The organism is Mycobacterium pinniadriaticum (genome assembly GCF_026242045.1).
In the GTDB taxonomy this organism is placed as follows: Bacteria; Actinomycetota; Actinomycetes; order Mycobacteriales; family Mycobacteriaceae; genus Mycobacterium; species Mycobacterium pinniadriaticum.
The window spans coordinates 40,861-64,359 of the sequence record NZ_JAPJDO010000022.1; the positions used below are offsets into that span (position 1 = coordinate 40,861).

The window sequence follows — 23,499 nt, forward strand, 5'->3', positions numbered from 1 at the left end:
TGAACCATGACCGTTACCGTGAGGTTGCCCGATGGCGGAAGCGTGCAGTACATGCGTTTCGGTGACGCCTATGTCAAGCACAATGATGGCACGCTCGACGTCGTGAGAATTGGCGTGAAAGGGCAGCACAGATACGTCTCCGGGCAGTGGACCGAGGTCGAAGGCGATGAAAAGGGATGGAAGAAGCGCCGACTGTGGGGTTGACCAGAAGCACCGTGAACAGCTCCTCGCGGTAGCAGTCCCAGAACACCCGACCGCCGACGGTGGAATGGGCGGGTAGCCCAAGCCTGGCCCCGCGCGGTTGCCCGGGACCCGCCGATACGGCATGTTTACGGGTGGTGTGCCGGGAAGTCTGGTCGGCAGTCGCGCTGAGTGGCGCCGACTCGGATGGGGATGTGGAGACTCCGGAGTGGCGCTAGTCCTGGCATTTGGCGCGGTCCTGCTGCTCAGTGTGTCGCTGTCCGGCGTCGCGGCCAGGACCGTGCTGTCCACCGCGCTGATGTTCCTGCTGGCCGGTGCGTTGATCGGACCCGGTGGGTTCGACATCGTCGACCTCGGCCCGGAACACGCCATGGTCGCCCAGCTGGCCGACATCGCGCTGTTCACCGTGTTGTTCACCGACGGACAGCGCGCCAACATGCGTGCGCTGCGTGAGAACTGGACCTTGTCCGGGCGTGCGCTCGGGCTGGGGATGCCGTTGACGATGGTCGGCATCGCGGTTCCCGCCCATTTCCTGGCCGGGCTGGATTGGCCCACCGCTTTCCTCCTCGGTGCCGTCCTGTCGCCGACCGACCCGGTGTTCGCCGCCGCGCTGGTCGGCCGTTCGGATATCCCGCTGCGTCTGCGCCGGCTGCTCAATGTCGAATCCGGGCTCAACGACGGTCTGGCCCTGCCGTTCGTGCTGATCTTCCTCGCCACGGCCAAGCACGAGAGCTCGCACTGGACTCAGGTGCTCGGCGAACTGCTGCTGGGGCTGGTGCTCGGTTTCGCGGTCGCCGCGCTGGTGGCGCTGGCCTGGCGCAGCAAGATACTCACCGCCGAGCCACGGCTACAGCCGCTGGGGCCGGTGGCCATCGCGATCGTCGTGTACGCCTGCTGCCATCTGACCCATGCCAACCCCTATCTCGCCGCGTTCGCGGCGGGCTCGACCCTGGCGACGCTGGACCCGGTCGTGGCGGAACGATTCGAGCCGTTCGGCGACCTGCTGGCCGAGCTCACCAAGTTCGCCGCGCTCCTGGTGTTCGGTGCGCTGATCACCCCCGACCGGCTCTCGCACCTGGGCTGGCAGGGCTGGCTGCTGGCGATCCTCGCCATTGTCGTCGTGCGCCCGGTGTCGCTGCTGGTGTCACTGGTGCGCACCCAGATGCCGCGCCGGGAGCGGCTCACCGCGGCGTGGTTCGGACCCAAGGGATTTGCCTCGGTGGTCTACGGCCTGCTGGTATTGCAGTCCGGCATTCCCGACAATCGCCTGGTCTTCGACCTCGTCGCCGTCACCATCGCGCTGTCGATCGTGCTGCATTCGTCGACCGACGTCCCGGTGGCCCGGATGCTGCGTGTGGAGCCGCCCGACAACCTGCCCACCGGCCAACCCGACCCCGGCCAAGCCGTGGGCAACCAACACACATGACCGGAGAATGCGTGACTGACCATCCCACGCCGACGCGAGACGTACTGTTTGAGGGTGCGCGCAGAGCAGATTGCCGAACAATTCCCCGTCGTCGCATTGGATTCCGGTGCCCTGGATGCCGTGCGGCTGATGGCCGAGCAGCGGTTGCCCGGGTTGGTGGTCACCGATCCGCAGGGGCGGCCGTTGACCATCCTGCCGGCGTGGCAGGTGGTGCGGCTGTTGGTCCCCGCCTACATCCAGGACGATCCGTCGCTGGCGGGGGTGCTGGGCGAGCAGGCGGCCGACCGGGTCGCCGACAAGCTGGGTGGCAGGTCGGTCGAACAGGTGCTGCCGAAATCACCGCCGCCGATGCAGACGGTCAACGTCGACGACACGATCGTCGAGGTGGCTGCGATCATGGCGCGCGAACACTCCCCGCTGGTCGCGGTGGTGGCCGACAAACAGCTCGTCGGCGTGATCACCGCCTCCCGGCTGCTGGAAGTGGCGTTGCAGGTTTGATGACGCTGCGGGGGGCGCGGTAATCATGGCCGTGGTCGCTCTCGCGGTGTTCGCCGTGGCCTATCTGCTCATCGCGACCGAGCGGATCAACAAAGTCAAAGCCGCACTCGGTGGTGCCGCGGTGGTCGTGGCGCTCGGTGTCGTGGGCTCCGATGACATCTTCTACTCCCACGAAACCGGCATCGACTGGAACGTCATCTTCCTGCTGCTGGGCATGATGGTGATCGTCGGCGTGCTGCGCCAAACCGGGGTGTTCGAATACACGGCGATCTGGGCGGCCAAGCGGGCCAAAGGATCTCCCTTGCGGATCATGATTCTGCTGGCCTTGATCACCGCCGCGGCCTCCGCGCTGCTCGACAACGTCACGACGGTGCTGCTGATTGTGCCGGTGACGCTGCTGGTGTGCGAACGATTGTCGGTCAACCCGGTGCCGTTCTTGCTCGCCGAGGTGTTCGCCTCCAATATCGGCGGCACCGCCACGCTGATCGGCGACCCGCCCAACATCATCATCGCCAGCCGAGCAGGTCTGTCGTTCAACGACTTTCTGGTTCACTTGGCCCCGCTGGTGCTGATCGCGCTGGTGGTTTTCCTGCTCTCCTTGCCGCTGTTGTTCCGCGGCTCGTTCGACGTCGAACCCGACCGGGTCGCCGAGGTGATGTCGCTCAACGAGCGGGAGGCGATCCGCGATGTGCGGCTGCTCGTCAAATGCGGTGTCGTGCTGGTTGCGGTGTTCGCCGCGTTCATCGGCCACTCGATCATCCACGTCGAGCCGTCGGTGGTTGCCCTGTTGGGTGCCGGCGTTCTGATCGTCATCTCCGGTGTCCAGCGGATGCACTACCTGGGCAGCGTGGAGTGGGAGACCCTGCTGTTCTTCGCCGGATTGTTCATCCTGGTCGGCGCGCTGGTGAAGACCGGGGTGATCGCACAGATCGCCGAGTTCGCCGGGCGGCTCACCGGTGGCAACGCGTTGCTGGCGGCAATGTTGATCCTGGTGGTGTCGGCCGTCCTGTCGGGGGTGATCGACAACATCCCCTACGTCGCCACGATGAGCCCGGTGGTCGCCGATCTCGCCGCGACAGTGACCAATCCCGTTCACGGCCAAGCGCTGTGGTGGTCTCTGGCGATCGGCGCCGACTTCGGCGGTAACCTCACCGCGGTCGGCGCCAGCGCCAATGTCGTGATGCTGGGGATCGCGGCCAGGGAAGGCCATCCGATCAGCTTCTGGGAGTTCACCCGCAAAGGCGTGATCGTGACCGTGCTGACCGTCGGCCTCGCCGTGCCGTACGTGTGGCTGCGTTACTTCGTTTTCGGTTGACCCGAGCCCTGTGTGAGGGCCTGCAGTGCCGCAACGACGTCGATATCGGCGCGGGCCTTGTCGAATCCCAGGCGGTGCAGGGTGCCGTCGTCATCCTCGGCTTCCAGCAGGGCCAGCAACATGTGCTCGGTGCCGATGTAGTTGTGGCCCAAGCGAAGTGCCTCGCGGAACGTCAGTTCCAGCGCTTTTCGCGCAGCCGCGTCGAACGGGATCAGGGCGGGCATCTCGGTAGCGGGAGGCGGCAACGTGACAGCCGCGCGGACCGCCTCGTGGGTGATCTGCTGAGCACGCAACAGGGTAGTGGCCAGTGCGGCCGGATCGGTCAGCAATCCCAGCAGCAGGTGGTCGGCGGTTATCTCGGCATTGCCGGCCTCGTGGGCGGCGTTCTGGGCGGCGACGACGGCGGCTCGGGCCCGGGGGGTGAACCGGGAGAAGCCCTGCGCTGGGTCGAGGTCGGCGGTCAGGTTGGGCGGCTTGGGTACGAAGCGCTTCTGCGCGGCCTGTTTGGTGACGCCCATGCTCTTGCCGATGTCGGTCCAGGAGGCTCCCGAGCGACGGGCCTGGTCAACGAAATGACCGATCAGGTGGTCGGCGAGGTCACCGAGGTGCTCGGCGGCCAGCACCGCGTCGGTCAATTGTTCGAGAGCGTCGGTGTGAACACCCTTGATCGCATCGATGAAATCGTCGAGGCGAATCGGGTAGGCGACGCGAACCGGATCTTCCATCCGTCAACCGTAAGTTGACGAATCGCTGCCGTCAACTGTGGGTTGACGGCAGCGGGTGTTCGCCCCCCGCCCGCCACGCTTCCCGATTCGCCACCGGCACCGCGGCGGAATCCATAAACTCGGCGCCATGGCAGGCCTGCGTAAATCCGAAGAGCGGCCCGACATGACCAAGATCGACAACCGGGCGCCGTCGGTGCCCCGGATGTTCCTCGATCGTGTCGCGGCCACGCCCAACAGCGAAGCGTTTCGCTATCCGGACCATGACGGGTGGACCAGTGTCACCTGGCAGCAGGTCGGTGACCGCGTCGAACTGATCGCGGCCGGGCTGATCGCCCTGGGGGTCAACCCCGAGGACCGGGTGGCGCTGGCGTCGGGGACCCGCTACGAGTGGGTGGTGGTCGACTTCGGCATCCTGTCGGCCGGGGCGGCCACGACGACGGTCTATCCGAGCACCAACGCCGAGGATGTGGCGTTCATCGTCGCCAACTCCGGTAGCCGGATTGTGGTGGCGGAGAACCAGTCACAGGTCGACAAGCTGGTCGCCCACCGCGGCGAGTTGCCGGCCGTCGAGAAGGTGGTGATCATCGACGGCACGAGCCAGGACGACTGGGTGATCACCCTCGACGACCTCGAACAACTGGGCAAGCAGTTGCTGGCGGACAACCCGACCGCGGTTGTCGACCGGATCGAGGCCATCCCGCCCACGCAGCTGGCGACCCTCATCTACACCTCCGGCACCACCGGCAAGCCCAAGGGGGTGCGGCTTCACCATGAGGCGTGGACGTACACCGCCGCCGCGCTGGAGTCACTGCATGTCCTGACCGACAAGGACCTCAACTACCTGTGGCTACCGCTGGCCCACTCGTTCGGCAAGGTGATGCTGGCGATGCCGTTGCTGATGGGTTTTCCGACGGTGATCGACGGCCGGGTCGACAAGATCGTCGAGAATCTGGCGGTCGTCAAGCCGACGTTCATGGGTGCGGTGCCGCGCATCTTCGAGAAGGTGCACGGCCGGATCATCGAGACGATGGCCGAGGAGGGTGGCTTCAAGAAACGGATGTTCGACTGGGCGATCGAGGTGGGCCTGCGGGTCTCTCGCGCCAACCAGGCCGGTCACCGGGTCGGCGCGGGCCTGGCTCTGCAGCGCGCGATCGCCGATCGGCTGGTGTTCTCCACCATCCGCGCGAGGTTCGGCGGGCGGTTGCGGTTCTTCATCTCGGGCTCGGCGGCGCTGGATCGCGATGTCGCCCAGTGGTTCGATGCCGTCGGGGCGATCGTGCTGGAAGGGTACGGGCTGACCGAGACCTCGGCCGCGTCGTCGCTGAACCGCCCGGAGGCCTACCGGTTCGGCACGGTGGGGTGGACGTTGCCCTGCACCGACGTCAAGATCGCCGACGACGGCGAGGTATTGCTCAAGGGGCCCGGTGTGATGAGCGGGTATCACGATCTGCCCGAGGCCACCGCCGAGGCCATCAACGGTGAGGGCTGGTTCCACACCGGCGATATCGGCGAGCTGGATGCCGAGGGCTACCTGCGGATCACCGACCGCAAGAAGGACATGTTCAAGACCTCACAGGGCAAATATGTCGCGCCCTCGGCGATCTCGGCGGCATTCAAGGGTCTGTGCCCGTTCGCCAGCGAGATCATCATCTACGGCGAGGGCAAGCCGTACTGTGTCGCCCTGGTTAGCCTGGACGGCGAGGCGATCAGGGAGTGGGCTGACCGAAACGGCCTGGAGGGCAAGTCCTTCTCCGAGATCGCCACCGACGAGAAGACCAAGGCGATGATCGGGGAGTACGTCGAGACCCTCAACAAGCACCTCAACCGGTGGGAGCAGGTCAAGCGGTTCTCCATCATCGACCGCGAATTGACGGTCGAGGCCGGCGATCTGACGCCGAGCCTCAAGCTCAAGCGCAAGGCCGTCGTGGAGAACTTCCACGGCAACATCGACCAGCTGTACGGCTAGCGGGCGTCCGCGCCGCTTGCCGCGCCGACGCGGGTCTCGGGCGTAACCTGTGGCTTGGATCGAGGACGTGAGCATGGTGGGCGACAGCGACGTCGGGCCGGTGGAAGTCGGCAGGTGGGATCGGGAGTTGACGCGCCGTGTGATGGCGGCGGTACGCCCGATCGTCAAGGTCTACTACCGGTCTGAGGTGCGCGGTCTGGACAATGTCCCGGCCGGTGCCAGCCTGATGGTCTGCAATCATTCCGGCGGCGTGGTCACGCCCGACGCGGCGGTGCTGGCCGTCGACTACTACGACAAATTTGGCTATGACCGCCCACTCTACGTGTTGGCGCATGACCTGCTCTTCCACCCGCCGGCCGCCGAGCTGCTGGTGCACCTCGGCGTTGTACACGCCAGTCCGGACAACGCCGCAGCAGCGTTGGCGAGTGGGGCGACGACCCTGGTGTATCCCGGCGGAGACTACGACGTCTACCGACCGACAGTGCGGGAGAACATCATCGACTTCGGCGGCCGGACGGGCTATGTGACAACAGCGGTACAGGCCGGTGTGCCAATTGTGCCGGCGGTATCCATCGGGGGACAGGAGAACCAGTTCTATCTGACGCGGGGCCGGTGGCTGGCCCGGGCCTTGCGCCTTGCCGGGCTGGAACGCAGACTGGGGCGAACCGATATCCTGCCGATCAGCGTCGGATTCCCGTTCGGCCTCAGTGTGCTGGTGCCGGTGAACATGCCGCTGCCCACCAAGATCATCACCGAGGTGCTCAAGCCCATCGATGTCATTGCCGAGTACGGCGACGATGCTGATGTCGTTGAGGTCGATGCTCACGTCCGCCGGGTCATGCAGGCTGCACTGCACCGGCTTTCGCGCAAACGGCGCATCCCGATACTCGGTTAGCATGACGAGCCTCCTCCGGGGTGCGGACATTCTTGGTCATGTCCGCGAGCCGACGTAGTCTTGAGGCCGGGTCGGAGCGAGGATGGGGCGGTAATGAGGCATTGTGCTGTGCTGGCAGCCACGGCATCGGTGGCCGCCGCGTTCTCGCTCGTGGCGGTGCCCGCGCACGCAGACAATCCGGTACCGGCCGCTGGCGCCCCATGCCTGTCGGCTTTCGCGAACGCCATGACGCAGCTGCCCGGCGGCCGGGACTTCCTGGTGTGCCAGGCCGATCAGGATCGTCCGGGCCGCTGGGCACCCGTCGACACGCCGTTCGATCCGGCCGACACGTGGTTGAGCTACGGGCCCGCGATCACGTTGCACGGGCAGGGTTTTCGCAATCCGAACCTCCGTTCGGGCCAGTGGACAGCCAAGCCGCTGGCCCCGGACACGGTGTGCGGCGCCGATCAGGTCACCGTGGTGAGCGCGGGAGTGCTTGCCCCACTGGTGCATTCGGAGGGTCCGCCGGGCGAGCAGTTGCAGCTGGAGGTCTTGCCCAAGTTGTTCACCATCACGCTGAGCGGTGATTGCCTGTGGACTGAGGACCAACCGCCCGGGGTGGGGTGGTAGCCCGTGTTTCGTCTGACGGTGCAGGATGTCTTCTTCATCAAAGGGCGCGGTCTGGTCGCCACCGGGCGCGTCGAGGCCGGCGCGGTCCGGGTCGGCGACGTGGTGCGGATCAACGGCGCCCGTGCGGTGATGGTCGAGGCCGTCGAACAATTCCGCAAGAAGGTGGACGAGGCGGTGGCGGGGGACAACGTCGGCCTGCTGTTCTCCGGGCTCGGCCGCAGCGACGTGTCGCCGGGGGACGTACTGACCTCCGGTGGCGAACCCGCGGCGGGCGGCGTCGAGGTGAGCTTGTAGGCGATCGGGAAAAGTGGTCCCCAGGGGCGGGGGGCCGGTGGCCCAAGGGGGTGGCCACTTCGCGTAGCCCACCCCTGGAGACCCGCTCATGACGGTCGGCCCGGGGTGATGGTTGACCGGGACCCGACCGGTCGGCTGTGTTTTTGCGTCGTCTGAAATGTACGACACCGGGCGGCTGCAGGAGCCGACTTCGCGGAGAAAAATTGACGACTGGGAAAGGCGTGCTCCACCAGGTCACCGGCCGTGCGACGAGGCCGTGTGACAGGGAATGGGGGCGCCGGTCATGGTCGAGGGGTCCGCGCACAGCCGCAGGGCCGGGAACCGGGGAATGTGCTGGGAGTAGACGGTCTTCAGCTCCAGGCGGGCCAGTGCGGCGCCAACGCGGTAGTGCAGGCCGTGGCCGAATCCGACGTGGGCGGCGCCGGTACGGGCAAGGTCGACCCGGTCGGGGTCGGCCAGCAGGGCCTGCCATTGGTCGAGATGGGTGAGCAGCGTCAAACGGCAGCTGCTCAAGAGCGGTCATGGCAGTCCTCGGGGTTGGGGTCCATTGGCGCACTACGACGGTTGGGGACCTGGCGCGGGGGATTTTCAGTACTATCAGTCTTGTTGTGGCTGGCGGGCACTCGGCCGGTCCGCCGTCGGTGCCTGCCTCCCTGAGCGTCATCGAAACATATTGGACTGTAGGAAAATTCGATGACCTCTGCGGTGCTGCAGCTGGCGCCGTTTGCCCGCCGACTTGCGGTGGTAGGCTAGAGCGATACCGGCGACAGGGCTACGAATACCCGTGTGATGGCGCCGTACTTCCAAACTAGCGACGACAGCCTCACTACCTCTGGTTGGTAGCTAGTTCCAACAACCCCGATGGGGGTGCCGGCAGTGACGCTAGTCGATTGGTTCGGACGAATCTGGCACAGGTTGCAGCGCCGACTCAGGTATGACGCCCGCCATAGTGAGGGCTACTTGCCTCCGGCGGCCAAGTACGTGGTCGCCGCCCTGGTCTTTGCGGCGACAGTTGTCTTAATCGCCTACGCCCTGACGGTCAGGTGAACGGCGGGTTCGCAGCGGTGCGCTCCAGCGCTGCGTATTGCCAAGGGTGACAACGAGATTAGGGCAGATTCGGCGTTCGCCGGTGATCACCTTCGCGAAGCCGTCACGGCATAGGCCCCGGACGCTGCGCGCCGTGCACTCAGGCAAAGGCGAGCGAGGGCCGGGTGCCCGAGGTCGAGCAGGGCGGCGAGCCTGCGCCGGCCACTGAAGGTCGGTGCCGGGCACGTGTGGTTGGACGGCGACAACCTCGTCGACCCACCCGGCAGCGGCTAGTGTCGTCCTGGTCGCACCCAGGGTGCTCGGCGGTGTGCCCGTGGGCGGGCTGGAACGGGCGCGACGGATTCGAGGGGTCATATGCGTAGCTGGGGCGCCGCCGTCGCGGCCGGTTTGACCTCAGGCGTCTTCTCGGCAATCGCCGTCGTGGTGCTGCTATCTCGCATGTGGGCTGCCTGCGACGTCGGGATCAACTCGTCGGCGAACGCGTTGGGCCTTCTGCTGTTCACCGCACCCGCTGTGGCGGTCGTTGGCGGTGTCGCGGGGGCACTCGCGTTCTGGCTGATCGTCCGGACCGGTAGGCGGGGGGCGGCCATTGCGGCGTGCGCTGGTGCGGCGTGCGCGACACTGGTCGTCGTCTGGGTCGCTGTGGCAGTGCAACACAATCCCGGCGGGGACTATCCCGCACCGCTTTGCGTCGACAACATCCCGCCCTGGTGGCCCGAGTCGATACCGATCTGACAGGTCGGGCGGTGCCGATATCGAACAGAACGCGCTGTCACGGAAGTTGGGACCGGAGGTGAACTGCGGGGCCGTCTTCCGCTAATTCACCAGGTGGCGAGATCGCTGCCCGCCTCTGCTGGGGCGGGATCGTCACACAACGGGACCCGCCACGGCGGCTTGGGGGTTTTGGCCCTGGCGGATCCATGAATATGCAACGTCCTTGCGGCCGCCGCGGTAACCACCCACGGCGCGACTCCGCGCAGGCAACCCCAGACAAGGTGTGCGTAGGGCCACGACAAATTTGTTTGGCTCGTTTAGCCCTGCAAATCCTCGGAATCAAAAAGCGACGGCTCGGCCTCTCTCCGGCTTTAGTATCGAGCCGTGGCTCACTTGGATCGCCGCAGCCTGAGCACACTGCTCGGTTTGTGCGCCGCGTCGCTCGCGATGGCCCTGTGGCTTCCGGTAACTGCGTGCGCGGACTCGCCGTCCTGGAACGGTGAGTACGCGATCACGTTCATCGTCGGCCCAAAAGCCGGGACGAGTATGGCTGCTGGTCAGCCCGAGCAGCAGCACACCGAGATCTACGGATTCCAGTCGAGCTGTGCGAGCGGCACGTGCGTTGCCACGATCACGAGCGGCCCGCCACCGAGCAACCCGACGGTGCCGCAGCCCGTCCAGTTCACCTGGGATGGGTCGTCGTGGACGCAGGCCAGCGATTTCCAATGGGAGTGCATGATGCCCGACGAGACGGTCCAGTGGAATCCAGCCCGCGCCAACGTGCGGTACACGCCTCAACCTGACGGGTCCCTTTCCGGCTCGATGCACACCGAGATCTTGAGCGGCGCGTGCCAGGGCACCGTCGACATGAACATGACCGCTGAGCGCGCTTAGGGTCTGCAGCGAAATTCCCGATCACCACTGGCTATTGCCGGGCGGGGTCGTTGGGTCGTTGGCCCCACGGTGTGGGTGGATGCGTGACGTTCGAAGATCGATGTGGCGCAAATGTGGTGGAGGGGCTGAGCGTTACCTGTCAAAACTGCGGCTCACCTGCATCGAAACTGGTGCGCGATACTGGGATTGAACCAGTGACCTCTTCCGTGTCAGGGAAGCGCTCTCCCGCTGAGCTAATCGCGCGGGGCAAAACTTCGGAGGTGGAGACGGGAATCGAACCCGTGTGCACGGCTTTGCAGGCCGTTGCCTCACCACTCGGCCACTCCACCGTTGGGTTTGATGCCACTTGCACCTTCGAGCGGATGACGGGATTCGAACCCGCGACCCTCACCTTGGCAAGGTGATGCGCTACCAACTGCGCTACATCCGCGCGCCTCGGACGAGATCGTCGCCCGCTGCGAAGGACGACAATAGTCGACGCAACCGAAGCCACACAAATCCCGATGCTGTGGCCCCGCGACGAGCGCATTCTGGCCGGATGGCTTTGCCGTGCTAGTGTTCCTGGTCGGCGAATCGCCACCTCTGATGGTGTGCGTACCGGGTCTCGTAGCTCAGCGGGAGAGCGTCCGCCTCACACGCGGAAGGTCACTGGTTCGATCCCAGTCGGGACCACTTCACAAAGGCCCAGCGCCAAGCAAGGCGAGCTGACCCTGCACGCGCGTTCGCTAACCGCCTGTTTCATAAACGTGGGTCCGAGAGTCTCAACAATCGTCTCGAAGTCGCGGCAGCGAAGGCCTGTCGTGTGGCGACGCCCGCGATCGCGTCGGTGCCGGTACGGTAAAGCTGCACTGTTCCCGCAGGTAGAAGCTGCGATCCGAGATGCTGGTCTGCGAGTCCCGATGACGGCGCCAGGGTGGTATCCCGCCCCCCCCTCGGCGGTCCCGGCACGCGGTATTGGAACGGTGCGCAGTGGGATGGGTGGGCACACAGATTATGGGAATTAATTCTGCGGAACCAGTGCCTAGCGGTTCAAACGGCCGACCAGAGTCGACAGATTGTCACCGTTGGCGTCAGTGCGTCTGCTCGCCTGTCGGATCCGGGGTGACCTCACGTTGGGCGAGGTCCCCGAGTGCGCGAAAGACCCGCTTGGACGGCTCGGCCCAGGGCATGAGTATCGGGAATACGTGGAACATCCCAGGCTCCTCCATCGCCCGGATTCGAACGCCGGCCTTCTCCAGCCGTTCGGCGTACTCGCGAATGCCGTCCCGGAACATCTCGTCGGCGCCCCAGCACACGAACGTCGGTGGGTGCCACGTCGGATCAGGTTCTTCGTAGACCGCCGACACCCGGGCATCGTCGGGTTGCACGCCGTGCAGATACGGAGTTACCGGAACACTCCACGGCAGGATGTCGTGCGCGGCATTCTCTGTCACCGAGGGATGGCTGAGGTCCAGATCGATTTCGGGCGAGAACAACGCCAGCGCGGCCGGCATCGGGATGTCCTGGACATGCAGATGGGCGATCAGTGAGGTCGCCAATCCGCCGCCGCCCGAATCGCCGGCGACGATCAGATGATTTGCCTCAAGGCCACGGTCGAGAAGTCCGCGATAGACGTCCGCCGCATCGAGAACACCCGCGGGGAAGGGAAATTCGGGAGCCATCCGGTAGTCGGCGATGAATACCTCACATCCGGTGAGCCGTACCAGCGACGACGCGAAGGCGGAGTACATGCTGGGAGACGTGCCGATATAGCCGCCGCCGTGCAGATAGAGCACGGTCGCCTTGATCGCCCGGGGCTGCTCGTCATCCTCGAGGTAGGCATCGGAGCTGGACTTGGCTCGGCACCAGATACCGGGGACCCCGCCGACGCTGTCGGACTTGATCTCGACACCGTCGGCGAAACCGACGAAGGGTGGCATCACGACCCGGCAGAGGTCGTCGAGAATCTTCTCCATCGAGCGGAACTCCTCGATGGGCAGTCCCATCGAGTACCCCATGAAGGACCGGATCGCCTGTCGCGTGACCGACTGGCCGAGATTGCCCAGCAAACCATTGCCACCCTGCCACGGCCGCCGGAACGGAATCCTGGCCAAGCCGTTGAGCATCGACTCTGCGAGCCCGACCACAGTCAATGCCGTCACCGGCACCGATGCGGTCTCAACCTCCGGGCGGTCAGCCATCACCATGCGACCACCCTAGCGACCGATCGGCTGGCGGGCATCGCGCAGGCGGTTCCGCGGAGGATCCGCCCGTGCGTACCGGGAACGCGGGTTCCGCCGGATGATCGGCTTATCGGCGGACTCAGGGCAAGCCCTGATCCGCGGAACAGTAGTTGGGTGTCAATGAGGCGGTCCAAATCCTCTCCGAGAGCCGAACACCCCAGGAGAATCAGATGAACGTCACCACCGCTCGCGTCGCGGCCGTAGGCGCCGGCATGGCCGGGGCACGGACGTGTCTGCCGGCCGAACCAGTTCATCATCTGAGCCATGAACTCTCTTGATGGACTGTTGCTCTTCGTTCCCGAGACCGAAGCCGATGTCGTCGTCGCTGCGGTCGCGGCAGCGGTCGACGAACCTGCGCCCGAGCGGGTGACCGGTGTCCGCGCTGACGGCAGCGAAGGCCGCACTGTGACGATCCCCGTCGGGGCCAGCCGCATCGTGAGCGGGGCGGGGCGGCGCGGGGCGGGGCGGGTCGCCACGCCAGAGTGTGTCTATCTCAGCGTGGTGGATCTGGACGCGGCACTGCAGCGGGTAGTGCCCGCCGGCGGGGGAGGTTTCCTCACGCGGCGGCGGGGTTGCGTATGTGCGCGTGGGGGAGACGATGAAGCTACGGCTGCAGCAGTGGTAGCCGCCCGGAAAAGTTCACACGCGACACGCCGGACTTCACACATAGTTCCCACTCAACCCGCATCCGACCAGGTTCTGGGTGGAGCATCTCCGCAGGTGGAGCGCGATTCCTATGCTCAGCAGCGACCTAGGGAAACGCTGCGTCATGCTCCTCACACGCGGAAGGTCACTTGGTTCGATCCCAGTCGGGACCACTTCACAAAGGCCCAGCGCAGAGCGCATTCCTCCGGCCACTTGGCTTCAGAAGGGGCCAAGGATGAGGCTCAGTCCAGGTCGGCGAGCGCCCGGCGGGCGGCCTCCAGTTCGGCTTCGAGCGCAGCGACCCTGGCGGCCTGCTCCGAGCGCGCCGCTTCAATGACCTCGTCGATGGGGGTGGCGAGGTCCTCATGCAGTTCCTTGGCGGCCCGTGAGACGGCGGCCGCCGCGATCGCAAGGTCGCGAGCCACATATGTGCTGCCGCGCTTGAGATCCGCGCGCCATTCACCGTCGGCGGTACCGGTGACCGTGAGGGTCAGCTCGAGCGTCTTGGTCTTCTTGGCGGTCTTCTTGGCCGGCGCCTTCGCAGGCCCGGCGGAATCGGACGACGCAGGCGCCAAGGACTCGGGGCTCGTCGGTCCGATCGGACGAAGAAACACCTCCGGCGTTTCGGCTTCGGCGGACGGCGCGTGGGTGTCTACAGTCATGGTCACGTCGATCTCCTCGTGGACGGCGGCTGGCAACGACATCCAGTAGAACATACGTTCGATGGCTGGCCAAGTCGGGGCCAGTGGGCGTGTCGAGACCCGGAACCCCTGGCGTCAGGCTGAAATGCGCGGTTTATCAACGCGTTTCACCAATTATCGCCGGTGTTCGCAAGGTGACAGGCGCGTCAGCCGTGCGGAGCCTCGGAAATCTTGGTGTCTTCCTTGCCCAGCGTTTGGCAATAGAGCGTGACCGAGGTCTTTGTGGCAGTGATTTCCAGATTCGTGGGATCCTGCCCGCTGTTGTCCTTGAGCATCTTGCTGACTTCGTCGTTCTGCTTCTTCTCGTCTTGGGTGAGGAAGTCCTTGCACTTGGTGTCGCCGCCGGTGTTGAGGACCTCCGAGGCCGAGCAACCGCTCAGAACGGCAGCCGCCGCCGATGCTGCAAGGGCAAAGTGCACGATTCGCTTCACTGGGAACCTCTCTCGGTTGGGAACGGCACGCAGATGATTCACAGAATCGGCAAATTCGAAACGTGGCCGTGGATTGTCTACCCACCGAGGGGCACTTGTCGAGACTTGATGCAGTGCAGCTTGTTACGCCGTGTGGCCCGTCATGCTGGCATCGGCAGTCCGAGGTGTCTTGACTCGTGACACGGTGATCCGCGCACCGCGATTCGGCGTCAGGATCACGTGCTTGACCCTCGGTCGCTCACCGTGGGCCGTGGTCGTGGCCAGCTCGACCCGGCGCAGCACCTCGCGCAACACCACCCGCATCTCGGCCATCGCGAACGTCGCCCCCAAACACCGGCGCGCTCCGCCGCCGAAGGGTAGCCACGTCGTCGGACTCAACGTCGCGCCGACCATCCGATCGGGGTCGAAGCGCTGGGCATCGGGGTAGATCCGGTCATCGGAATGAACCAATCCCACCCCGGGCGCCACCATCACACCCGCGGGCAGGTGGTAGCCGGCGATCTCCACCGGTTGGGTCAGGATCCGGCCGACGTCGAAGACCACCGGCCGGTTGCGCAGCGTCTCCTTGGCCACCGCGTCGAGGTACTCGTCGCCGTCGGGGTCGCCGGCCGCGCTGGCTTCCGCGGCCCGCACCGCCTTGGCCAGCACCGCGGGATGGCGGGTCAGCCGTTCCAGCGCCCAGGACAGGCCGGTGGCGGTGGTGTCGTGCCCGGCGACCAGCAGCGTCATCAACTGATCGCGCAGTTCGGAGTCGGTCATTGTGCGGCCGTCCTGATCGGCGGCGCGGACCAGCATGGCCAGGGCGTCGGTGCGCGACGCCAGGTCCGGATCGGCGCGGCGATCGGCGATCTCGGCATACAGCAGGCGGTCCGCCTCGTCGATGCGGCGCCGCACCCCGCGCCACAGCCGCCGCCGCTGCAGGGTGGGTGAGGCGATCCCCACCAGCTCGATGGCGGTCAGATTCAACAGCCGCGGCAGGACCTCGCGCAGCGCGGCCAGCCGCGCCGGATCGCTGGCGCCGATGACCAGCCGCATGATCACCTCCAGGGTGATCTCAGACATCTTCGGTGCCACCGGAAACGGCTTGCCCACCGGCCAGGTCGCGATATTGGCCGCGGCGATCTCGGCCATTACCTCGGTCTGGCGGGCAACCGCGTCGCGATGAAACGGCTCCAACATCAACCGTCGCCGATCCCGGTGCACTTCGTCGTCGACGACCAGCACCGACGCCGGCCCCAGCAGGCCGGACAGCATGGAATTCGCTTCGCCGGCATGGAAGACCGCGGGATCGCCGGCGAACACCTGTTTGATATCGGCGGGATCGTCGAAATACACCACGGTGCCCATCCCGGAGATCCGCACCGTGAAGGTATGCCCGTAGCGGCGCCGGCAGGCGGAGAGGAACCGCGGCCAGAACCGCAGCATCAGGGCCGCCTGTATGGCCGGTGGCAGAGGGGGCCCCGGCGGCAGCGTTGACGACGGTGTATTAGACATGAGTCCAGTATAGAAACGTCGTGCGACGACGAACCGAGATCGACGAAATGGTGCGATCAACTCGCACTCACGTGCCCGTTCGTCGGTTTGGGCGCGCTGCGGGTGAGCCGAGTGCGTTAGCCTTGAATAGTTGGCACGGAGATTTTTCCGACGTCAACTCGCGCCGCAAGCAGACCGGCGCACAACTGCTACTAAGTTCATGCCAGGTTCAGACGGCAGCCTCGCAGACATGACGTAACCGCGAGCGCGCCGTCAGGCGCGCGCTAGTGAGGTGAATCTTGGACGAGCAAACCATTGCCACTACGGGCACGACTACCGCTGCCAATACCGGCTGCGTGATCAACGAGGAGTGGTTCGGGCGCACGGCCGTCATCTCGGCTTCCGGTGTGGTGGACATGCTGACGTCACCGCAACTGGAGACCAGTATCGCTACCGCGCTGAAGAACAATCCGACGGCGATCATCGTCGATCTGACCGACGTCGACTTCCTCGCCTCGGCGGGGATGGGTGTTCTGGTCGCGGCCCGTGACAAGGCCTCTGCGGAGATCGGTTTCGGCGTCGTGGCCAGTGGGCCCGCGACAAGCCGGCCGCTGAAACTGGTCGGGTTGGCCGATATCGTCGGCCTCTACGACACATTGGAAGAGGCACGCGCCGCATTGGGTGAGTAATGCTCGGAAGTTGGGTATAAGAGATTTGCCATGACGACACCGAGTTACCCAAGTCCCACAGCCGACGGTGACCGCTTCGTTCGCAACGATGTCGTCGCTGACGCGCACAACGCAGCCAGGGTTCGTGACGAGTTCGCGACCTGGCTGCGGGGGCGCGGGGATCTCGACAGGGTTCGGTTCAGCGATGTCGTCCTCGCGGTCAATGAGGCGTTGGCCAATACTGCCGAATTCGCCTACCTGCAGAGCGGCCGTGTCGGCACCATCGACGTCGAGGCGGTCCGCGCCGATTCCACCCTCACCATCACCATCGCCGACCAGGGGTGCTGGCGCGAAGCGACGCCGGCCACCCAGAGCCGGGCGCGTGGTCGCGGCATCCCGCTGATGCGCGCCCTCGCCGACGATGTCAGCATCGATACCTCCCCGCTGGGCACGACGGTCTGCCTGCGCTTTGAACAGCTGCACGCCATCCAGAACGACGACGCCGATACCAGGGTCGGGTAGGTCAGGCCGGCTCGTAGCGCAGCATCGTCACGCCGGACTCGGGATAGTCGACGAAAACCGGCCGCAGCCGCATGCCGACCGCGAGGTCGGTCGGCTCGGCATTGACGATCTCGGTGGAGAACCGCGGCCCTTCGTCCCACTGCACGATGGCCAGTAGCTGCGGGGTGTCCCCGGCGAAATGCGGTGCCACCGGCCGGTAGGCCACTGTATAGGTATAAAGAGAGGCTGCCCCGGAGATCTCGCGCCATTGAAGGTCGTCGGCCAGCGTGCCCGGGGCCAGCACCCGCGGATAGAACACATAGCACTGCGCCGACGGCGAGTACTGGATGCGGATTCGGTGTTCGGCCAGCGCATCCCAGAACGGCTGGGTGGTCGGCGTGGGGATCGGCATCGGCTTGGCGAAATCGCTCATGACTAGTCGCCTTCCAGGATGAGGGTGGTCTGTTCGCTCAAGATGCCGCCGTTGCCGGAGACGAATGCGCGGTTGCAGTCGGCCACCTGGGTGGCGCCGGAGCGGCCCATGATCTGGCGGGTGGCGTCGCAGACGTGGTGCATACCGCCGGCCGTTCCGGCCTGCCCGTAACCCAGCTGCCCACCGGCGGTGTTCATCGGGAAGTCGCCGCGGAACGTGAGATCGTGCTCGGCGACGAACTGCAACCCCTTGCCCTTCTGGCAGAAGCCGGCATCTTCGAGGCTGAGCAACACGGTGATGGTGTAGCAGTCGTAGATCGACACCATGTCCATGTCGGCCGGGGTGAGGCCGGACATCGAGAACGCCGACGCGGCCGCCTTGATCATCGGTGTCTGCAGCAGCTCGTGAGCGTAGGTGGGCGTCTTGTAGGGCACCCGCTCGCCGAACCCTTTGATCCACACCGGCCGGTTGGCGCTACGGCGGGCCAGTTCGGCATTCGTCACCACCACCGCCGCGCCACCCATCACCGGCATCACGATCTCCAGCATGTGCAGCGGCGCGGCGATGACGGGGCTGTTGACCACGTCGTCCACCGTGATCGGCACGTCGTGGAAGATCGCCCCCGGTGTGTGATTGGCGTTGATCCGTTGGTCGACGCTGATCTTGGCCATCGCGCGTTCGTCGTAGCCGTAGGTGGCGCCATACAGGGTGGCCACCTGTCCGTACGGGCCGTTCTGGCCGAGATTGCCGTAGGGGATTTCGAATTCGGCCTGCGGTGAGCCGTACCGGTTGCTCGATGCCCCGAAGTACATCATCTCGCTGACGTCCAGCGGTTTCTGCGCGCTGACCGGTGTCATCGGCGTCGCGGGGATCACGCAGAGCACCGCATTGCACAGGCCCAGCTCGATGGCGGCGGCCGCACGCCACACCATGGCCGCCGCGCTGGCGCCACCGAGGTCGACCATTTCGGCGAAACTGGCTTTGATGCCCAGGTATTCGACGACGGTCGACGGCACGAAGATTTGCGACTCCTGAAGGTGGGTGGTGCAGATGCCGTCGACGTCGGCGGCCGACAGACCCGCGTCGGCCAGCGCGGCCGCCGCTAGTCGGGCCCACTGTTCGAGGGTGAACTCCAGTGGTCCGGTCGGTCGCTTGCTGGAGGGGAGTTCGGTATAGCCGACGATCGCGGCCTCTCCGCGAAGACCCATGCCGCCGCCCTTCGTCTCGTCATTGCCGAATAACATTAAGCATGTAATCATATTGACCGTTTAATGAAAATCGGCGAACCGGAGAGGTAGCTCACAGTGGACAGTGCTGCATCGTTGGACGGCAAAGTCGCCGTCGTCACCGGCACCAGCCGCGGCGTCGGACTCGGTATCGCACACGAGTTGCTGCGTGCCGGTGCCACGGTCATCGGCTGTTCACGCGGGCCGTTGGACGCCATGCCCGGGGTGACCGACAACCCTGACTGGCTGGCCCGCTCGTCGCAGCGGGTCTGCGACCAGGGGGACTACCGCGCGATCGACGAATTCGTCGCTTCTGTGGTGGCCGATTACGGCCGCATCGACATCCTGGTCAACAACGCCGGTGGCACGGTGCCCGCCCCACACGTCGAAGACATCCCCGAGCTCGTCGCTCGCATCCAGGGCGCCCCGGAGGCCGCCGACGACTACGAGCGCACCGTGTTGTTCCACTCCTTCGCCATTCAGATGAACCTGATCAGCCCGATGTGGTTCGCCATCCGCGCCTACCGGCAGATGCGCGAGCAGGACGGTGTCGGGTCGATCGTCAACATCTCCAGTGGTGCGGGGCATCCCGCCGGCTCTCCGACGCTGGTGTCCTACGGTGCCGCCAAATCCGGCCTGAATCACCTGACCCGCTCGCTGGCCGAGGAATGGGGGCCGAAGGTGCGGGTGAACTGCCTGGCGTTGGGGCCGACGATGACCGACAATTTCAAGTCTTTCGTGCTGCCCAAGGACGACCCGTCGGGCGAGAAATACTTCCACGCCGTGCCCATGCACCGGGCCGGGGAGCCGGCCGAGGTCGGTCGCGCGGTGGTGTTCCTGTGCAGTGGGACAGCCGATTTCATCAACGGGACCACCATCGAGATCGACGGCGGCATGATGCCCGGCGTGCTGTACGAGGCCGGCCTCAAGACCATCACGGATCTGCTGTGAAGCGCGTCATCCAATTCTCGACCGGCAATGTCGGTCGCCACGCCCTGCCGATGATCATCGAACGGCCCAGCCTGGACCTCGTGGGTCTGCACGCCCACGGCACCGACAAGGTTGGTCGCGACGCCGCGCAGCTGTGCGGTCTGCGTGAGCCGACCGGGGTCGTCGCCACCGACGATATCGACGCGCTGGTGGAACTCGGCGCGGACTGTGTCGTCTACACCTCGCAGGCCGAGATGCGTCCGCAGGAGGCGATCGAGGAGATCTGCCGATTCCTGCGTGCGGGCACCAATGTCGTCGGCACGTCGATGGTGTGGCTGGTCGCCCCGCACCACGCCGACGCATGGATCCGCGAACCACTGGCGCGGGCCTGCGCCGACGGCGGTACCTCGCTGTACATCAACGGTGTCGACCCCGGCTACTCCGGTGACACCCTCATTTACACCGCGCTGAGCCTGGCCGGGCGGGCCACCGCGATCACGGTGTCGGAGATCTGCGATTACGGCAGCTACGACGATGCTGAATTCACCGGTGTCAGTTTCGGTTTCGGGACAACCCCGGACCACACCCCGATCATGTTCGCCCCCGGCGTGCTGGCCTCGCTGTGGGGTGGGCAGGTCCGGTCGCTGGCCGAGATGCTCGGGGTCCGGCTCGACGAGGTGCGCGAGCGGCACGAGAGTTGGGTGACGCCGACGCAGATCGAGTGCACGATGATGGGCGTGCCGCCCGGCCATGTGGCCGCCGTCCGCTTCGCGGTCGAGGGAATCCGCGACGGACGGCCGTTGATCACCATGGAGCACGTCAACCGGCTGACCCCGGCCACCGCGCCGGACTGGCCGTACCCGCCGGACGGCCGCCTCGGCGTGCACCGAGTGGTCGTGCACGGTCAACCCGGGGTGGAAATCAACACCCACCTCGGACTTGACGGTGTCGACCACAACGACGGCGGCGTCATCTCCACCGCCGCTCGTGCCGTCAACGCCATCGACGCGGTGTGCGCCGCGCCGCCGGGGCTGCTGTCGGTCAAGGACCTGCCCGCCGCGCACGCCGACACGGTGATGTGGTGAGTCCGGTGGGCAGGAGCGAAGCGACCCGGGAATGAGACAGCGAAAAATCGCGCCGCGCCGCCCACCGGGCGGCAGCCAACTGCGCGCCGAGCGCACCCGCGAGGCGGTTCTTGACGAGACGGTGCGCTGTGTGATCGACGAAGGATTCGCCGCCGCCAGCGCTAAGCACATCGCCGAGCGGGCCGGCGTCACCTGGGGTGTGGTGCAGTACCACTTCGGCGATCGCGACGGCCTGTTGATGGCCGTCGTCGACCGGGGATTTGCCGAGATGCTCGACCTGCTGCGCGGCCTGCCGGCTCCGTCGCCCACCCAAACCCGCCGCGAGCGGGTCGAATTGGTGGTTCAGAGCGCCTGGGCGGCCTTTTCCAGCCCGACGTCGCGAGCGTCGCTGGAGATTCTGATCGGCACCCGGGCCATGCGCGACAAACGGGCCACCCGTCATCTCCTCGAATTGCAGAGGGCCATCACCGATTTGGGCGGTGACATCGCCGAAGGCCTGGACAGCCCACACGCCACCGCGATCGGCGACCTGATCTGGGCCACCATGCGCGGGTTGGTGATCACCCAGCTGGTCATGCCGGGCCCGGCGCGACGAAGCCGGGAACTGGCGGCGCTGGTTGACGTGATCTGCTCCTACCTGGACAGCCACGGGCAAACTCGATGAGCACCAAGCAAAGTCACAGTTAGGTCATAGCAATGCGCCGGATCGGCGCGCCTGAGTGACTTTCGCGGTGAGCCGTGGTGATCATGGCCGGATGACCGAACCACTGGGTATCTGCGTGGGCGCGACCAGTCTGGTGGCCGCGCGCACCGGGGACCCCCCGGTCATCTGCCCGGCTGAGTTGGTGCTCGGTGAGCAGGTGTGGACCGGTTTCGTCGAACGGGTCGGCGACCCGATGCCGCTGGTCGGCGTCGACGGCATCGCCTACCGCGCCGAGCAGCTACTCGCGCTGGCCCTGTCAACACTCGCCGATACCGAAGGGAGCGGGCTCGCGGCGGTGGCGGGTGTCGCGGTTCCCGCCCACTGGGGGCCGGGGCGCCGGGAGGCGCTGCGCGACGCCATGTGGAATCTGCCCGCATTGGCCGGTGTCGCGGCGCCGCCGCTGCTGGTCTCTGACGCGACCGCCGCGCTGCGCTCACTGCAGAACGATCCGGGACTGCCGGCCCACGGCGTGATCCTGGTGTGCAACGTCGATACCGACGGTGTCGGCATCACATTGGCCGACGCGGGCGCGGACCTCCGCCAGATCGGCGAGACCCAACGCCTGATGGAGTTCTCCGCCGAAGCTCTCGCCGGCGCGCTGGACCGAGCCAGGATCGCGCGCACCGACATCGGCGCCGTGGCCGCCATCGGAGTTGGGGCCACACCGGCTGTCGTCCAACAACTCTCAGAACATCTGCAGGTGCCGGTCACCGTGTCAGCCCACCCGGAGCTCGATGCCGCGCTGGGCGCGAGTCTGGCTGCGGCCCGGCAGCTGGCCGCCGACGCGCCGACCGGGTTGGCGCCCGCGCCGCTGATCGAGCCGGCCGACGTCGGTCCGCAGTCGGCGACCATGGCGGCTGCCCTGGCCTGGTCCAGCGACGAATCCGCCGAAGAACCACTCGGGCAGGACCAGCCCTACGGCTACGGCGACTACGAGTATCGCGGCTATGGCGATTACGAGAGCGATGACGACCTCTCAATCCTCGATACGGACTCATCCGGGCGGCGTGGATCGGGCCTGACCCGCAGCGTGCCGCTGCTGCTCGGCGGGGCCGCCGCCGTCGCCGCCGTCGCCGTCGGCGGCTTCGCCTACACGCTCACCGGCACCAGCGCCCCCAGTGAACCGTCGGTGAAACCGCTTCCGGCGACGGCGGTCACCTCGGCGGCGAGTCCCGCGGCGACGCCGCCGGCCGCACCGACGGAGACCGTCACGATGACCAACGCTCCCGTCAACACCGTCACCCAACAGGTGCAGGCTCCGCCGCCCGAAACCACCGTCGTCACGGTCGAGACGACGACTACCACGCCACCCCCCACGACCACGACAACCACCACGACTCCGACAACCACGACCACGACCACCACGACCACGACCACCACCCCGACGACCACGACCACGACTCCGACGACCACCACGACACCGACCACCACCACGACCCAGTGGGACACCACGACCACCACGACCCGCAGGCCGTTGATACCCGGATTGCCACCGCCGCCGCAGATCCCCGGTTTGCCGCCGCTGCCGCACATCAGCCTGGGCTGAGCGCGCGGCCGGCGCGAGGATTACGGGCCGTCGATGGCGGGTAGGCGTAGGAATCCGACATTCGTGTCCGCTGACCGGAAGGTGACGAACGTGCCGAATGCGTCGATCAAGAACGAGAAGATGTACCGCGAGCTCCGTAGTGAGGGTAATTCCAAAGAGAAGGCGGCCCGCATCTCGAATGCGGCCGACGCACGGGGTGCGTCGGCCGTCGGCCGCAAGGGTGGTCGGTCGGGTTCCTACGACGACTGGACCGTGCCCGAATTGAAGAATCGCGCCAAGGAGCTCGGCCTGTCTGGATACTCCCGGCTCACCAAGGGAAAATTGATCGCCGAACTCCGCAATCACTGATCG

25 protein-coding genes and 4 tRNA genes are annotated in these 23,499 nt (G+C 66.2%); 18 read left to right on the forward strand and 11 right to left on the reverse strand.

The features are described 5' to 3' along the window. Positions 1 to 6: 6 nt before the first annotated feature. From ORI27_RS21465 to ORI27_RS21480, 4 genes are all read left to right on the forward strand, one after another. Positions 7 to 204 (forward strand): hypothetical protein, encoded by a 198-nt coding sequence (locus tag ORI27_RS21465; RefSeq protein WP_265999069.1) that lies wholly within the window; start codon positions 7 to 9, stop codon positions 202 to 204. Between the two features lie 205 nt (positions 205 to 409). Further along, on the forward strand, positions 410 to 1,627 hold the full coding sequence (locus ORI27_RS21470; protein WP_265999070.1) for a cation:proton antiporter: 1,218 nt from the start codon (positions 410 to 412) through the stop codon (positions 1,625 to 1,627). 54 nt (positions 1,628 to 1,681) lie between these two features. Continuing rightward, complete coding sequence (locus ORI27_RS21475) at positions 1,682 to 2,125, forward strand: CBS domain-containing protein (RefSeq protein WP_265999071.1); 444 nt, start codon at positions 1,682 to 1,684, stop codon at positions 2,123 to 2,125. 25 nt (positions 2,126 to 2,150) lie between these two features. Continuing rightward, complete coding sequence (locus ORI27_RS21480; RefSeq protein WP_265999072.1) at positions 2,151 to 3,440, forward strand: ArsB/NhaD family transporter; 1,290 nt, start codon at positions 2,151 to 2,153, stop codon at positions 3,438 to 3,440. Here ORI27_RS21480 and ORI27_RS21485 read toward each other — a convergent pair. After that, a complete protein-coding gene (locus ORI27_RS21485; protein ID WP_265999073.1) occupies positions 3,422 to 4,165 on the reverse strand; it encodes a Clp protease N-terminal domain-containing protein in 744 nt (247 codons plus the stop codon). The genes ORI27_RS21480 and ORI27_RS21485 overlap by 19 nt on opposite strands. Positions 4,166 to 4,292: 127 nt before the next feature. Between ORI27_RS21485 and ORI27_RS21490 the strand changes: the two genes are divergently transcribed. The 4 genes from ORI27_RS21490 (at position 4,293) to ORI27_RS21505 (ending at position 7,929) form a co-directional block, all read left to right on the forward strand. Next, positions 4,293 to 6,131 carry an AMP-dependent synthetase/ligase gene (locus ORI27_RS21490; protein ID WP_265999074.1) on the forward strand — a complete coding sequence of 613 codons (1,839 nt, stop codon included), beginning with the start codon at positions 4,293 to 4,295 and terminating at the stop codon, positions 6,129 to 6,131. Positions 6,132 to 6,204: 73 nt separating this feature from the next. Beyond that, positions 6,205 to 7,026, forward strand: coding sequence for a 1-acyl-sn-glycerol-3-phosphate acyltransferase (locus ORI27_RS21495; RefSeq protein WP_265999075.1), 822 nt, complete (start codon positions 6,205 to 6,207; stop codon positions 7,024 to 7,026). 93 nt (positions 7,027 to 7,119) lie between these two features. Then, positions 7,120 to 7,635, forward strand: coding sequence for a hypothetical protein (locus tag ORI27_RS21500; RefSeq protein WP_265999076.1), 516 nt, complete (start codon positions 7,120 to 7,122; stop codon positions 7,633 to 7,635). Between the two features lie 3 nt (positions 7,636 to 7,638). Next, positions 7,639 to 7,929, forward strand: a complete 291-nt coding sequence (locus tag ORI27_RS21505) for an EF-Tu/IF-2/RF-3 family GTPase (protein WP_265999077.1) — start codon at positions 7,639 to 7,641, stop codon at positions 7,927 to 7,929. A 234-nt stretch (positions 7,930 to 8,163) separates the two neighbouring features. On the opposite strand, the gene ORI27_RS21510 is transcribed toward ORI27_RS21505, so the two are convergent. Beyond that, a complete protein-coding gene (locus ORI27_RS21510) occupies positions 8,164 to 8,427 on the reverse strand; it encodes a hypothetical protein (RefSeq protein WP_265999078.1) in 264 nt (87 codons plus the stop codon). Positions 8,428 to 9,330: 903 nt separating this feature from the next. Between ORI27_RS21510 and ORI27_RS21515 the strand changes: the two genes are divergently transcribed. Further along, the gene (locus ORI27_RS21515; RefSeq protein ID WP_265999080.1) at positions 9,331 to 9,711 is read left to right on the forward strand and encodes a hypothetical protein; all 381 of its coding nucleotides are present in this window, start codon (positions 9,331 to 9,333) and stop codon (positions 9,709 to 9,711) included. A 363-nt stretch (positions 9,712 to 10,074) separates the two neighbouring features. Beyond that, positions 10,075 to 10,584, forward strand: coding sequence for an Rv2253 family sensor-like surface protein (locus ORI27_RS21520; protein WP_265999082.1), 510 nt, complete (start codon positions 10,075 to 10,077; stop codon positions 10,582 to 10,584). A gap of 168 nt (positions 10,585 to 10,752) precedes the next feature. Here ORI27_RS21520 and ORI27_RS21525 read toward each other — a convergent pair. From ORI27_RS21525 to ORI27_RS21535, 3 genes are all read right to left on the reverse strand, one after another. After that, positions 10,753 to 10,827 (reverse strand) — tRNA-Val (locus ORI27_RS21525). Positions 10,828 to 10,842: 15 nt separating this feature from the next. Further along, positions 10,843 to 10,913 (reverse strand) — tRNA-Cys (locus tag ORI27_RS21530). Positions 10,914 to 10,941: 28 nt separating this feature from the next. Next, positions 10,942 to 11,014: transfer RNA gene (locus ORI27_RS21535), tRNA-Gly, on the reverse strand. Between the two features lie 170 nt (positions 11,015 to 11,184). Between ORI27_RS21535 and ORI27_RS21540 the strand changes: the two genes are divergently transcribed. Further along, positions 11,185 to 11,256: transfer RNA gene (locus ORI27_RS21540), tRNA-Val, on the forward strand. Between the two features lie 398 nt (positions 11,257 to 11,654). Here ORI27_RS21540 and ORI27_RS21545 read toward each other — a convergent pair. From ORI27_RS21545 to ORI27_RS21560, 4 genes are all read right to left on the reverse strand, one after another. Beyond that, the gene (locus tag ORI27_RS21545) at positions 11,655 to 12,770 is read right to left on the reverse strand and encodes an alpha/beta hydrolase (protein WP_265999083.1); all 1,116 of its coding nucleotides are present in this window, start codon (positions 12,768 to 12,770) and stop codon (positions 11,655 to 11,657) included. 923 nt (positions 12,771 to 13,693) lie between these two features. Then, on the reverse strand, positions 13,694 to 14,113 hold the full coding sequence (locus ORI27_RS21550) for a DUF6319 family protein (protein ID WP_407666388.1): 420 nt from the start codon (positions 14,111 to 14,113) through the stop codon (positions 13,694 to 13,696). Between the two features lie 185 nt (positions 14,114 to 14,298). Then, positions 14,299 to 14,574 carry a hypothetical protein gene (locus ORI27_RS21555; RefSeq protein ID WP_265999132.1) on the reverse strand — a complete coding sequence of 92 codons (276 nt, stop codon included), beginning with the start codon at positions 14,572 to 14,574 and terminating at the stop codon, positions 14,299 to 14,301. 132 nt (positions 14,575 to 14,706) lie between these two features. Then, positions 14,707 to 16,077, reverse strand: a complete 1,371-nt coding sequence (locus tag ORI27_RS21560; RefSeq protein ID WP_265999084.1) for a cytochrome P450 — start codon at positions 16,075 to 16,077, stop codon at positions 14,707 to 14,709. Between the two features lie 278 nt (positions 16,078 to 16,355). On the opposite strand from ORI27_RS21560, the gene ORI27_RS21565 reads away from it, so the two are divergent. Together ORI27_RS21565 and ORI27_RS21570 are read left to right on the forward strand one after the other, a co-directional pair. After that, positions 16,356 to 16,745, forward strand: coding sequence for an STAS domain-containing protein (locus tag ORI27_RS21565; protein WP_265999085.1), 390 nt, complete (start codon positions 16,356 to 16,358; stop codon positions 16,743 to 16,745). Positions 16,746 to 16,775: 30 nt separating this feature from the next. Further along, positions 16,776 to 17,246: an ATP-binding protein gene (locus tag ORI27_RS21570; RefSeq protein WP_265999086.1), complete on the forward strand. Its 471-nt coding sequence runs from the start codon at positions 16,776 to 16,778 to the stop codon at positions 17,244 to 17,246. Position 17,247: 1 nt separating this feature from the next. Here ORI27_RS21570 and ORI27_RS21575 read toward each other — a convergent pair whose 3' ends face one another. Continuing rightward, positions 17,248 to 17,658: a Zn-ribbon domain-containing OB-fold protein gene (locus tag ORI27_RS21575; protein WP_265999087.1), complete on the reverse strand. Its 411-nt coding sequence runs from the start codon at positions 17,656 to 17,658 to the stop codon at positions 17,248 to 17,250. A gap of 2 nt (positions 17,659 to 17,660) precedes the next feature. Then, positions 17,661 to 18,866 (reverse strand): thiolase family protein, encoded by a 1,206-nt coding sequence (locus tag ORI27_RS21580; protein ID WP_265999133.1) that lies wholly within the window; start codon positions 18,864 to 18,866, stop codon positions 17,661 to 17,663. Positions 18,867 to 18,962: 96 nt separating this feature from the next. Here ORI27_RS21580 and ORI27_RS21585 point away from each other — a divergent pair, with 96 nt between their 5' ends. The 5 genes from ORI27_RS21585 to ORI27_RS21605 all read left to right on the forward strand — a co-directional run bounded on the left by ORI27_RS21585 (position 18,963) and on the right by ORI27_RS21605 (position 23,496). Beyond that, positions 18,963 to 19,835 (forward strand): SDR family NAD(P)-dependent oxidoreductase, encoded by an 873-nt coding sequence (locus tag ORI27_RS21585; RefSeq protein WP_265999089.1) that lies wholly within the window; start codon positions 18,963 to 18,965, stop codon positions 19,833 to 19,835. Next, positions 19,832 to 20,899, forward strand: a complete 1,068-nt coding sequence (locus tag ORI27_RS21590; RefSeq protein WP_265999090.1) for an NAD(P)H-dependent amine dehydrogenase family protein — start codon at positions 19,832 to 19,834, stop codon at positions 20,897 to 20,899. The genes ORI27_RS21585 and ORI27_RS21590 overlap by 4 nt, the downstream gene beginning before the upstream one ends. A gap of 31 nt (positions 20,900 to 20,930) precedes the next feature. After that, the gene (locus ORI27_RS21595; RefSeq protein WP_265999091.1) at positions 20,931 to 21,563 is read left to right on the forward strand and encodes a TetR/AcrR family transcriptional regulator; all 633 of its coding nucleotides are present in this window, start codon (positions 20,931 to 20,933) and stop codon (positions 21,561 to 21,563) included. 91 nt (positions 21,564 to 21,654) lie between these two features. Continuing rightward, positions 21,655 to 23,148, forward strand: coding sequence for a hypothetical protein (locus tag ORI27_RS21600; protein ID WP_265999092.1), 1,494 nt, complete (start codon positions 21,655 to 21,657; stop codon positions 23,146 to 23,148). A 90-nt stretch (positions 23,149 to 23,238) separates the two neighbouring features. Further along, the gene (locus tag ORI27_RS21605) at positions 23,239 to 23,496 is read left to right on the forward strand and encodes a DUF7218 family protein (RefSeq protein WP_265999093.1); all 258 of its coding nucleotides are present in this window, start codon (positions 23,239 to 23,241) and stop codon (positions 23,494 to 23,496) included. The last annotated feature ends 3 nt before the right edge of the window (positions 23,497 to 23,499 follow it).